Here is a 12162-nt window from a genome sequence, read left to right on the forward strand (position 1 = left end):
CCTATCAATCACTTGCTTCTTCAGGCCTTTTTCATGTGGCCACGGGGAGCAGTTCCCGGTATTCACAAGTTTCAGTGAGCCAAAAGGAAATGATTAAAGTATTTAGCCAACAATCTGGAGAAATAATGCAAGGGGTATGTCGACTCGAAAAAAGCTTTGATTCTTTATTTCCCTTGTTTCGAGGTTTAGTAAGTTTAGGGAAACCTCAAACACTTTCCTTGACTTTTTCAAGGGAAAGCAAATCGATTTTCTATACATTTAATTCGGAGGCTCTTCCAGAAGTTGAGCAGTTTTTTGATCGTGTACTGACTTTGCTCCAAAAAGAAGTGAAATTTAAAAAAGTATTGAAAGAGATTATTGATAATAGATTACGATTCAAATCAGAGCAGAGTCTTCTGCAGAATGCCTTGCTGGTGGATTAAAGCATAAATTAAATAGTTAAAAGATAGATATAAAGGACATTTCCGATTGGATTTGTCCTTTTTCATTTGAAATCCCCTTAGAAAAAACAATTTTTGTAATCTACTACCACTAAAAAAACCAAGTTTCGAATGAACAGATACATTGATCTTATTCAACAAACCTTTGATTTTCCAACCAAGGAGTTCCATGTTGAAAACAATGAATTATTTTTTAACGGTGTAAATATGATGGAGATCATTGAAGAATATGGTACTCCTTTAAAGCTCACCTATTTGCCAAAGATTTCTGAAAATATTCAAAAGGCAAAAACCTATTTTAATACCGCTATTCAATCCCATGATTACAATGGCAAATACACTTATTGTTATTGTACAAAATCTTCACACTTCAGTTTTGTCCTAGATGAGGCCTTGAAAAACGATATTCATATAGAGACATCGTCCACATTCGATATTCCCTTAGTAAGAAGTCTTTATACAAAAGGTAAAATCTCAAAGGATACTTTTATAATTTGTAATGGTTTCAAAAGAGATCTTTATAAGCAATATATCAGTGAATTGCTAAACGATGGCTTTGTCAATTGTGTACCCATTCTTGACAACTTAAGTGAAATTGATTATTATCTGGAGCATGTGAAAGTTCCATTCCAGGTAGGAATCAGAATTGCTGCTGACGAGGAACCTAAGTTTGGTTTTTATACATCAAGGCTAGGGGTGAGGTACAATGATATTATTAAGTTGTATGAAGAAAAGATCAAGGACCATCCCCTGGTAAGCCTGAAAATGCTTCATTTTTTCATCAATTCAGGGATAAGAGATACTGCTTACTATTGGTCAGAATTAACTCGTTTCATCCAAAAATATGTAGATCTTAAAAAAGTAGCTCCAACACTTGATACCATGGATATTGGTGGTGGATGGCCGATTAAGACCAATGTGTTTTTTGATTACGATTACCAATACATGGCAGACCAGATCATTAAAAATATCAAGTGGATGTGTGCCAAAAACAACACGAAGGAACCAAATATTTTTACTGAATTTGGATCATATACGGTAGGAGAGAGTGGAGCTGTATTGTATTCTGTTTTAGATGAAAAGCTACAGAATGACAAAGAGCTATGGTATATGATCGATGGTTCTTTTATTACTCAATTGCCGGATAGCTGGGGTTTGAACCAAAAGTACATCATGCTTGCGATTAATAACTGGGATGAAACATACCACAACATCAATTTAGGAGGACTTACCTGCGATAGTATGGATTATTACAACTCCGAGGCTCACCAATTCAATATCTATTTACCAAAACCTGATAATGGGAAAAAGCAATATCTTGGATTTTTCCATACTGGAGCTTATCAAGAATCCTTGGGAGGATATGGAGGAATTCAACATTGCCTGATCCCTGCACCTAAGCACGTGTTGATCGATAGAGATGAAAATGGAAACGTGATCCATCGGCTTTTCAGGGAAGATCAAACAGAAGAAAGTATGTTAAAAACATTAGGATATACCTGATTTTTAGATGTTATATTAATTGAAAACTCAAGGCCTTCAAGCTTTGAGTTTTTTTTTAGCCTTGTCGAATTGGGGTAGAACACTCTTCCTAAGGAAAAAAATTAGGAGGGATTACATTACCTTATTTTCTAGGTCAATGAGGCCAAATTGGTTTTTTTAATTTCTTCTAATCATAGTATTAGTACAATCTATAATTCTAAAAAATGGATAAATAAAAGAAATTTTGCATCTTGAAATCAATGTTTCAAAAAGCGATATACGTATTATTTTTTTGTTCCTTCATCTCATTTTTCTCCTATTCACAAACTATAAAGGGCACAGTAAAAGATGGGGCAACAGGTGAATTAATGCCTTTTACAAATGTTTTTATCAATAATACAACGATTGGGACAACAACCAATGAAGACGGAATTTTCACGCTTTTCAGGCCAGATTTACCAGGTACTTTTCAATTGGTGGCTTCATTTGTCGGTTACTCTACGAATATAATTGAAGTATCAATAGGGGAAGGAGAAACGAAAACAGTCGATTTTGTTCTGACTCCTCTTGCGTCGGTTTTATCTGAGGTAGAACTAAAAAGCCGAAGAGATAAACCCTGGGAAAGAAATTTGAAGCGATTTAAAGATGTCTTTTTGGCTTTACCTGATGACCCCATTGGAGAAAAGTTGGAATTAATGAATCCTTGGGTTTTAGAATTTGACAAAGTAAAGCCTGATAAGGGAGCTAATTATATTCAGGCTACAGCCCAAGAGCCATTAATATTAGAAAATGAGGCCTTGGGATATAAAGTGACTTATTATTTGCAGGATTATAAATTTTACAACTTTAAGTCTAGCTATTATGGTTTGGCATTTTTTGAAAATAAGACTCCAAAAGACAGTGCTCAGTCAGCTGAATTTCTTTTAAATAAACAAACTAGCTATCAAGGATCAATAAAGCACTTGATGCGCTCAATTTTGCTGCAACAAGTGTCCGAACAAGGGTTTGACCTTTACGAAACATTTCCTGAGCAGATGAATCGTCGGCGAACAAATACTTATACTATTGAACTTGGAGAGTCTATTGTTCCGCTTTCTCAAGATTCTATTCGAAGGATTCCCCTGCGTAATGGCAATTTCAGAATTATTTGGCCAAAACGGGTAGAGATTCACTTTTTGAAAAAGAGTTATAGAAATGATTACTATTTGGATATATACCATCCAGTTGGATGGGTAGAAGCTCCCCTCGGTTTTTTTGATATCGATAAAAATGGTGTTCCAATTCATCCGACTCAAGTTGTGCTTTCTGGTTACATTGGTCGGCCGAGAATGGGGCGCTCTTTGCCCCACGATTATTTTCCCCCGGAAACATTTGATAAGCTGGCAGCAGAAGTTGATTTGCTTAAGGGCATGATTAACAAATGGGAAAACCTTCGCGAAAGCCCTTATTTGATGACAAACAAATCCTATTATTACCCCGGAGAAACGCTTTGGTTTGGGGGTAAAATGCTTTATAAAAACCAGTTTTATCAAGACACGCTTAGCAGGGTCCTCTATGTAGATCTAATAAGCGAGAGAGCAGAATTGGTTTTGTCAAATCAATACCCTATAGAAAATGGTAAATTCTCAGGGGCGATTTCTCTTCCAGACTCTCTTGCGCAAGGGGATTATTTTATTCGGGCCTACACGGAGTGGATGCGAAATTACCCGGAGCGGGATTTTTATTTGAGAGCCCTTCCTATTGTTCAGAAAGGATTAAATATTGAAAATCAAGAAGTTGAGCCTTATGATTTTCTGGGGGATTTGGTTTTTGATTTGAAAGATTCGATTTATAATGAATCAAATCATCGGATTTTGGGATTGGATTTATCGATCAAAGATGCTCTTGATGAATTAGTAAATGCTGAAATTATTATTTCTGCCACCAATCCTGAACTTGTTTCTGAAATCAAAGGACAAGCTAATTTTATTGAAGCTTACGAATGGTTGAACCAAGAAGAAGATAACCCGCTTTCTGTCATCCCTAGATTTGATATTGAATATGGAGTATCAGTTTCCGGAAAGTTTGAAAAAGATAAAAAACGGCAACCGGATATCAATCCTATTACTATTGTAAGAGGTGATTTAGCTGATTACGGAATAGTCAAGACTGATTCGAGCGGATTTTTTAGAGCAACTGGTTTGTATTTTTTCGAAATGGATACGCTTTCTATTGCTGCTCTTGATGAAAAAGGTAAGCCCTATGGAAACATTTCACTAAATGGAAAAAGTAAACCACTTATTCGAGGATCTTTCCCAAAATTGAGTTATAAAAAATATCAAGTAAATGATCGCCAGATGTATTATGATTCCTTCGATGACTACATTCTGCTTGAAGAGTTTGTTGCTGAGGACGAGAAAATTGAATCTCTTGCGGATAGATTTTATGGATATGGAGAACCAGATCAGGTTTATTCTAGAGAGGACTTAGACAATTGGCCAGGAAATACCCTTGATCAAGTAATTGGGATGCGGTTCGGAAATGGAGCTATGGGAAATTATAATTATGGAATAAATGCGGGTCAGCCACTCATAATCATAGATGGATCGCGATACCTCTATAGTTCGGACAGTACCGAAACGGCAAATACGGTACTCCAAACCTTGCTCACCGATGAGGTCAAATCTGTTGCCATTTATACTCAAAATGCTAATTCATTCGGTTTGGCTGGATTTGCAGGTGTTATAATGATTGAAACAAATAGAGGAGAGCGGTTTTCTGCAACGAGTGATAAAAAATTTAATGATCTTGGATTTAAGAAATTTCCAATACAAGGTTTTACAGAAAATATTCCATTCTTGAATGAGCCTACATTTGATCAGGCTGTCGCTAGACCTTCTTTATATTGGAATCCTAATTTTAAACTCAACGGTAGTAGTTCCGATTTTAAAATCTATATTCCAAACGGTGTAAATAAAATCAAAATTAGAATTGAAGGAGTAACCGAAGAGGGGATACCATTTTGGAAAACCTTTCCTTTAAACATAAACTGATTACATTCTTCCAATTGTCAAGCCCCCATCAACATTAATGATTTGCCCGGTTGTGTAAGGAAGTTCACCTTTAACCAACGTAGCGACCACTTTCCCTATGTCTTCTGGCTTTCCTATTCTTGGTTCTAAGGTAGCTCCAGTTTGAACTAGATTCAAATAGGTTTCTCTCACTTTTTCGATCATATCCGTATCCACAAAGCCAGGTCTAATTTCATAGACAGCAATGCCATGGGGAGCCAATCTTACAGCCATGGTTTTGGAAAGCATAGATAAACTTGCTTTAGACATGCAATAAGCAGCTCGCTTGGGAGAAGCCAATTCTGCTGAAACAGAGGTAATATTGATGATGGATAGATTGGCTTCTGGATTGTTTTCCTTCAATTCCAACATCCACTTAGAAATTGCTTGGGTCAAGAAAAAAGTGCCTTTCTCATTGATATTCATCAGATGATCATAATCCTCTTCGGTGACTTCCAACACGTCACATCTGTTCCTCGGTGCAACTCCGGCATTGTTGACCAAGACATTAATTTTCCCAAAATTTTCTTTCAGACCTGTGACGATCGAATCCCTATCTTTTCTCTCCGCGATATTTCCTTGCAGGTAGATAACATTTGATCCCAAACTCCTCAACTCTTCTAGATTCGTTTTTGCATCAGATTCTGGTCTTACTCCATTGATACCTAAATCATATCCAGCCTCAGCTAGTTTTTTGGCAATGCCAAAGCCAATTCCTCTCGATCCTCCGGTGATTAAAGCGACTGGATTCATATGTAGATAATTTGATTTTCATTTGTCACATGGAATCTCGCTTTGTTTTTACTCATTCCAAATTTCGACTTTTGGTTCATGCTTGATTTCATTTGTTTTTAGCAAGTTTAAGTTGATCGTGTTCTTCCATTTTTTTATAAAAAGGATCTAAAGGATAACATCCCGAAATGATTCCATTTCTGGGAGCTGTGGTGCAATCTGAAAATGTTCTACAGATTTTGGGACGTTTCATTTCGTTGCCAGCCAAAACATCCGCTGGTAAATCCGGATAACTTAGAACCATTCTTCCCAAACCGATAGAATCTGCCATTCCTGATTTTAATACATATTCACCAACATTAGGAAGCCATTCCTGAAGATAAGAATAGGCAGAACCTACCACATAAAATTCAGGGAAAGCCTTTTTAACTTCAGCGGTAGCATGAATCTGTCTTGCAACTCCATGTAATGGGTCTTCCGGTGGATTGTAACCATCAGAAGGAGGGAAGATCGCAGGTCTTTGAATATGAGGATTGTAATAGGGGCTTCCTGCCGTAGTACAAAGCAATTCAATTCCTAGATTTTTTAGTTCGCTTAAGAATTCAAAAGACTCATTCATGTTCTCATGAACTCCAGAGGAATCCCCACCAAAAGCATATTTATAATCCCCATCCAAGGCTGGAATTCCTTTTCCATCTGGTCCTTCTTTAAAAGGAGCCCAATCGAAAATGCTCATTCGTACACCGATTTCAAGCTCTGGAGCTTCAGCACGTATTCCTGCTACTATTTCTCTGAGGAACCTACTTCTATTCTCCATGGATTTCCCATACTTTCCTTCCCGATCATAAGCACTTAGGAACTCATGCCCTAAATACCCATGGCAATGTTTGATATCCACGAACTTGAAACCTGCTTTTTGAGCTCGTACAGATGCAATGATGTAATCGTCGATTAATTCTGAGATTTCTGAATCAGTCATAACCGGATAATCCTCAGGAAGCCCAAATTTCTTGTTTAAGATAGGATGGGCATAAAGGATTTTAGGCTCCATTTTGGTTTTACTATTCGGTTTGCAAAACCTACCTGAGTGAGTTAATTGTAATCCTGTAAGCAAATCATCAGTGTTCCCAAATGCCGCCTGATGTTCCTTTTCAACCATTTGATACAAGCTCTCAAATTCGGAAAGGTTCGCTTCATTCATCAGCAATTGATTGGGATTGGCTCGGCCTTCATGACGGACAGCCACAGCCTCGCAACCCCAGAGAAGTTTTGCACCGCTGATAGCAAAGTTTTTCCAGCGTCTTTTTGTCAAGTCTGAAGGTTTCCCATCTACAGTTCCATCCCAACCTTCCATGGGAAGTATGCAAAAAGAATTTCCGATTTTATTACCTTCTCTGGTTTCGTGCGATTTTGCAAAAGGAGAATTCTCACCGATTACCAATTCCTCTTCAAAACCAAGTTCAATATTCTCTTTCTTTAGGTAATCCCTAAAGATTTCCGCTGTTTTTAGCTGTGCAACTCTTGGATATTCCGGTTTGTATTTTCCACTACTCATGATATGGGATGTATGCAGTTGAAGTAACTATAATAAGCCTCTTTATTTAACATTCGTTGGAGAACCAAAGCTAATTCCCGAGCATGATAATCTCCCCACATAGAAGATTCTCCATAAGGAACTTTATTTGCTTCAGGTTTGTAGTCCCATCCGTTTGGTTGATGATAAATACTATGTAAAATCAAACCTTGGTGAGATTTATCTGCTGATATGTAAGGTTCGTTAAATAATGATTTAGCAACCAAAAGGCCAGCGTTAATATATTTTTTAGATATTTCTGGCTCTAATTCTTTGAGAAATTTTCCAATACGTAATAGTCCTTGTGCGGTGATGCAGGCAGCAGAACTATCTATTGGTTCGAAGGCATTAAAAGGATCTGATTCTTGATTTAAATAATCGCCCATATGTATCAATCCTGGAGCTCCTGTATCCCAATAAGGAATTCCATCAGTAGGTGTATTTGCAATATAAAAATCAGCGGTGGCTTTTGCAGCAGTAAGCAATTCTTCGACTAAGGCATTTTTCGAGATAAGAATTGCATAATCTCTTTCATCGATTTGATCTAATACCTCAAGTGTTTCTCCCAATCCACAAATTGCCCAAGCCAATCCTCTGGTCCAAGTACTGAAACCAGTATATCCTTGCTGAGTATTAGGGCAGCGATAATTCCCATCATTGATATTAAATACGGATTCGTGTGCTGTCCTTCCGGGTACATCGTAGGTATCTCTTCCTTTTCCATAGTAGATCGCATATTTTACAGTACTTAAAATATGTTGAAGGGCACGCTGAATCAGGGATATTCTTTTGTCGTTTTCTCCTTGAAGGACATGTCCCAAAGCATGTGAAACTACGAGTGCTCTACAAGAACGTATGGTGTCCACAAACAAAGAATGTGGCCCATTGAAGGAATAGATAAATCCACCTCCTGGAACGTTTGTCCAACGCATCGCTTGCACAGCTCCGCTTGCTTTCAAAGCCAATTCATAGAAGTTCTTTTCCCATTCGTTTTCAGGAATTTTTCCTTCTTTCATTAACCTCAAAAGATTGCCATAAGTACTGATATTATTGAAACCATGATCATGAACACCAGTATGAGTTATGTGTGGAGCCATTTTATGCAAGGTGTTTTCACGACCGATTTTTAGGAATTTTTCATCTCCCGTTGCATCAAATTGTAGTAGGGCAGAGCCATATTGAAACCCTTGAGTCCACTCCGTCCAGCCCCGGGTCACATACTTGCCCTTTTCAGTGAAAACCGGAGCACCTTTTTCAGGATCAAAAGACTTCTCTATCAACACAATTTTCTCTCCGGAAAGTTGCCAAAACTGCTCTAAAGGCGCTTTTAAATCACTTATTTTAATATCTGAATCAAGCTTCATTTTGTTGTTTTTGGGTTTTTGAATGTCCAATCATGATGATGGAAGTGAATACAAAAAGGATAATGTACATCACAAAATCCAGTGGAAGGTCAAAATATTTATCAGGAACAATACCCACAATAGAGAGGATAAAAAAGACCAAAGCAAAAGCTGAAAGTCCAATTAAGGTCTTTGGGGGTTTTGTGTAAATAACTGCACCCAAAACCACTGGTGCTATCATGGAAGTACCGGCAAAACTCACTCTTGCCAAAAGCACCAATTCATCGCTCATATAGGTAGAAAATACCAAGACGATCATAGAAAAGACAAGAATGGAAATTTTGGTGACGGTCATATTCGATTTATCCGAGCCTCCCAATAAACTTCTCAATTCTGTTCCCAAAGCGAAAATCTGAGCATTGGTGGTTGATAGACAAGCCGCAAATAGTCCAACCACTGCTAATGCAGCAACAGGTACTGCCTGATCAAATAACAAAGCCTGACTTAAGAAATCTGCAGTACTTGCCTCTGGATATTTGATGGCTCCGTATAGACCAATAAAGGCAGTAGGAAGAATTACCAAAATGGCGAAAATACCTACTGCATAAGCCATTCTATGAACTGATTTTAGGCTTTTCATCACTACTAAACGAGTGGTGAACTGAGGTTGAGATACAGGGATCAAAACAATGGCAATTGCCGAGGCAATAAGAAAAGGACTGCTAAATAATCCCTTTGGTCCAGGAAGTGAAAGCAACTCTTTATTTGAAGCTGCGACTTGAGCGATTCCGTCTTCTAATCCTCCCGCCATTTTCAGACATGTTAAACCAATTATCCAGATCACAGCTAACATGATTACACCTTGAATGGCATCACTGTAGACAATGGCTTTTAGTCCACCTATTTCCGAATAAATCAGCATGATAAAAACCAGTAAAGCTGACCAGGACCAATAGGGGAGCATACCAGGAAATGCAGCGTCTAAAAAGATCGAAATACCTCTGATCTGAATGGCTACATAAGGAATTAGAAAGAGGAATGCACTGGCAAAGACTAAATAACCTGCAAATGAATTTTCATAACAGGACTTCACTAATCCGGCAATCCCTTTATATCCTCTAATAGTCGCTCTTTTTCGAAGAGCATATCCAAACCAAATCAGAAAAAAGACCATCAAAGCATCCGAAAGTGCTAGGAAAATCCAAGCTCCAACACCATGAGTCCGAAAGAAATCGGGCATTCCCATGAAAGTAAAAGCAGAGAATAAAGCGGCCGAGAAGGTCAGAAAGCCTAATATTGTCCCAATGTTAGATCCTGCAAAGATGAAATCATCAGAAGTCCTGTCTTTGCGATAAGACCGATAGGAGGCATACCCAAGCATTGCCAGGAAAATGCCAAAGAAAAAAACTAACCAACCGATCATGGTTTCTTAGGATCTTTGAATGGAAAAAGCTTTGAACCCAGAAAAGTTGCAAAAACCAATAAGACTGTTACTATAAACCCTGTCCAAAAAATATAAGGAACTGATCCTAATTTGGGATCTGTTTTTTGTTCATTAAATAAGAGAAGGTAGGCTATTATAGTCAATAAGATTACAAATAGAACCAATAAGTTCCAGGGTTTCATTTTCATGGTTTTGGGTTTGATTTATTTGGTAAGAATAAGCAAGTTCAATCGAAATGATCTAATATGGCTTAAAATAGCAATTATAGTTTTATTTGTTAGCCTGAAATAGGAGGATTGTCCTGGTCCCTTATTGGAAATAACGGAATCGATTTCTAAAGCATATAATAATGCCTCGAATTTGAAGTTTAAAAATTTCGGATTTTATACGAATGAGGTGAGGATTCCATGAATTAGAATCTCGGCAGGAACGTATTTTAACAAAAAGTCAAAATGTGTGAAAAGAGGAATTCTCTAGTATAATTGCTCTAAAAAATGAATTTGTTTAAACATTAACTTGAGAGAGCAATTGCCAAATTGATCGCATAACCACAGTAAATCAAAAGTTCATGATTATCAAAATTTTCATCAGTCAACATGCTCCCTATTTGATAATTCGAATTTAGCTTTCTCCAATTATTATTTGCTTGAAATGTCAGTACGATTTGGTCAGATTCATTTTTCAAAGTAAAATCAGACTTCCAAAAACCAGTTCTTTCCAGAACAAAATTCCTTTTTTTGCCAAGATCGTTTTCTAAATTAATTTTCATTTTACCGTTCCAGGACATTGTAATTTCTCCGATTTTTTTCGCATGTTTTACTATTACTGCAGAAGAATTAAATAATCCCCTTGGCTTAATTTCGATTTTTTGCCTTTCATAATAGGTTTCAGCTTTTCCAAGAAACCAATTGGTGTATTTTAAATTTATAATTTCTCTATGCTCATCCATGAGCTTGAAACTACCGTTTCCTGAGGTGGAAATTATGTTCATAGCTTTTTGGGTTTATCATTCAGGGCAATTTGCCTTTCATTAAATACGGCAAATTGATCATTGAGTTATTCCAATGATCATTTTTGACTCAGTTTTTAGCTCAAAAAATTGTATCATCGCAGCTGGAAAAAATTTAACCCAAATAATAATATGAAGAATAAATTCTTCCTAGCGATAGTAGTAACACTGGCTTCAACCATTTCGATTTCTCAAGCGCAGGACAAATTAAAAAATATGCCTGGCTATGAGCAATATCAAAAAATTGCCCCACAAATATCCAGTTCTGTAAAGTCTGGAGCTTTAAGTGCAGATTGGAATGCTGATGGTTCGGCCTTTGAATATACCCAAGATGGTAAACGCTATTCATATACTGTCAAGTCAAAAACCACTACGGAATTAGGCGATGCAGCTCGTCCGGAAAGAAGAAGATACAATGGCCCAGCACGTGGCAGACAATATGATTCAGCAGAATCTCCAGATGGGAATCTAAAAGCTTTTACAAAGGATCGCAATATGTACCTCAGCAATCCTGACGGAAGTAATCTGATGGCTATTACCACAGATGGTAATGAAGAGAATCAGGTGAAATACGGAATCGCCACTTGGGTTTATGGCGAGGAATTAAGACAAACTACAGCCATGTGGTGGTCTCCCGATAGTAAAAAGGTTGCATTTTATAGGTTCGTTGAAAAAGATGTCAAAAAGTATTATGTGCTTTTGGATCAATTGAGCCTGTACGATTCCTTGGAAATCGAAGCTTACCCAAAAGTAGGTGAGCCTAATCTCCCAGTTGATTTGATGGTGTATGATTTGGAAACAAAAAAGTTGACCGAATTGGATATCAGAGATGGCAAAGCTTATCAGGATGGTGATTTAGGAACTTATATCTATGGGGTTTCGTGGACTCCCGATGGCAAGGAATTACTTTACCACAGTACAAATAGGCTTCAAAATATTATGGAATTGCGAGCGGCAAATCCTGTAACTGGAAAAAGCAGAACGGTGATCCGTGAAGAATGGCTTCCAAGTTTCGTAGTAAATTCACCGGAAATGGAAGTTTTGGAAGATGGAAAGCATTTCATCTGGGCTTCCGAGAGATCAGGATTT

The 12162-nt window shown here is 37.5% G+C and carries 10 protein-coding genes; 4 read left to right on the forward strand and 6 right to left on the reverse strand.

Annotated elements, in window-relative coordinates:
• From Q0L68_RS09985 to Q0L68_RS09995, 3 genes are all read left to right on the forward strand, one after another.
• A partial coding sequence (locus Q0L68_RS09985; RefSeq protein WP_296702424.1) for a hypothetical protein occupies window positions 1–422 on the forward strand: 422 nt, incomplete at its 5' end.
• 129 nt (window positions 423–551) lie between these two features.
• Entirely contained in the window at window positions 552–1943 is a 1392-nt protein-coding gene (locus Q0L68_RS09990) for an arginine decarboxylase (RefSeq protein WP_296702426.1), read from the forward strand.
• 239 nt (window positions 1944–2182) lie between these two features.
• Complete coding sequence (locus Q0L68_RS09995) at window positions 2183–4954, forward strand: carboxypeptidase-like regulatory domain-containing protein (protein ID WP_296702429.1); 2772 nt, start codon at window positions 2183–2185, stop codon at window positions 4952–4954.
• Here Q0L68_RS09995 and Q0L68_RS10000 read toward each other — a convergent pair whose 3' ends face one another.
• The 6 genes from Q0L68_RS10000 to Q0L68_RS10025 form a co-directional block, all read right to left on the reverse strand.
• On the reverse strand, window positions 4955–5725 hold the full coding sequence (locus Q0L68_RS10000) for a 3-ketoacyl-ACP reductase (RefSeq protein WP_296702432.1): 771 nt from the start codon (window positions 5723–5725) through the stop codon (window positions 4955–4957).
• Window positions 5726–5813: 88 nt separating this feature from the next.
• A complete protein-coding gene (locus Q0L68_RS10005) occupies window positions 5814–7259 on the reverse strand; it encodes an NADH:flavin oxidoreductase (RefSeq protein WP_296702434.1) in 1446 nt (481 codons plus the stop codon).
• Window positions 7256–8641, reverse strand: a complete 1386-nt coding sequence (locus Q0L68_RS10010) for a glycosyl hydrolase (protein ID WP_296702437.1) — start codon at window positions 8639–8641, stop codon at window positions 7256–7258. Before Q0L68_RS10010 ends, Q0L68_RS10005 begins: the two co-directional genes overlap by 4 nt.
• Window positions 8631–10043: a sodium:solute symporter family protein gene (locus tag Q0L68_RS10015; protein WP_296702439.1), complete on the reverse strand. Its 1413-nt coding sequence runs from the start codon at window positions 10041–10043 to the stop codon at window positions 8631–8633. Before Q0L68_RS10015 ends, Q0L68_RS10010 begins: the two co-directional genes overlap by 11 nt.
• Complete coding sequence (locus Q0L68_RS10020) at window positions 10040–10252, reverse strand: hypothetical protein (RefSeq protein WP_296702443.1); 213 nt, start codon at window positions 10250–10252, stop codon at window positions 10040–10042. Before Q0L68_RS10020 ends, Q0L68_RS10015 begins: the two co-directional genes overlap by 4 nt.
• 323 nt (window positions 10253–10575) lie before the next feature.
• Entirely contained in the window at window positions 10576–11055 is a 480-nt protein-coding gene (locus Q0L68_RS10025) for a hypothetical protein (protein ID WP_296702446.1), read from the reverse strand.
• Between the two features lie 150 nt (window positions 11056–11205).
• Between Q0L68_RS10025 and Q0L68_RS10030 the strand changes: the two genes are divergently transcribed.
• Window positions 11206–12162: DPP IV N-terminal domain-containing protein (locus tag Q0L68_RS10030; protein ID WP_296702449.1), on the forward strand; the 957-nt coding region annotated here is incomplete at its 3' end.

The sequence above is a fragment of the Algoriphagus sp. genome, from assembly GCF_024642405.1.
Lineage (GTDB): Bacteria > Bacteroidota > Bacteroidia > Cytophagales > Cyclobacteriaceae > Algoriphagus.

What these genes read in the sequence shown, in the direction of transcription:
- Q0L68_RS09990 (WP_296702426.1), top strand. Translation starts at nt 552, where the DNA reads ATGAACAGATACATTGATCTTATTCAACAAACCTTTGATTTTCCAACC.
- Q0L68_RS09995 (WP_296702429.1), top strand. Translation starts at nt 2,183, where the DNA reads ATGTTTCAAAAAGCGATATACGTATTATTTTTTTGTTCCTTCATCTCA.
- Q0L68_RS10000 (WP_296702432.1), bottom strand. Translation starts at nt 5,725, where the DNA reads ATGAATCCAGTCGCTTTAATCACCGGAGGATCGAGAGGAATTGGCTTT.
- Q0L68_RS10005 (WP_296702434.1), bottom strand. Translation starts at nt 7,259, where the DNA reads ATGAGTAGTGGAAAATACAAACCGGAATATCCAAGAGTTGCACAGCTA.
- Q0L68_RS10010 (WP_296702437.1), bottom strand. Translation starts at nt 8,641, where the DNA reads ATGAAGCTTGATTCAGATATTAAAATAAGTGATTTAAAAGCGCCTTTA.
- Q0L68_RS10015 (WP_296702439.1), bottom strand. Translation starts at nt 10,043, where the DNA reads ATGATCGGTTGGTTAGTTTTTTTCTTTGGCATTTTCCTGGCAATGCTT.
- Q0L68_RS10020 (WP_296702443.1), bottom strand. Translation starts at nt 10,252, where the DNA reads ATGAAAATGAAACCCTGGAACTTATTGGTTCTATTTGTAATCTTATTG.
- Q0L68_RS10025 (WP_296702446.1), bottom strand. Translation starts at nt 11,055, where the DNA reads ATGAACATAATTTCCACCTCAGGAAACGGTAGTTTCAAGCTCATGGAT.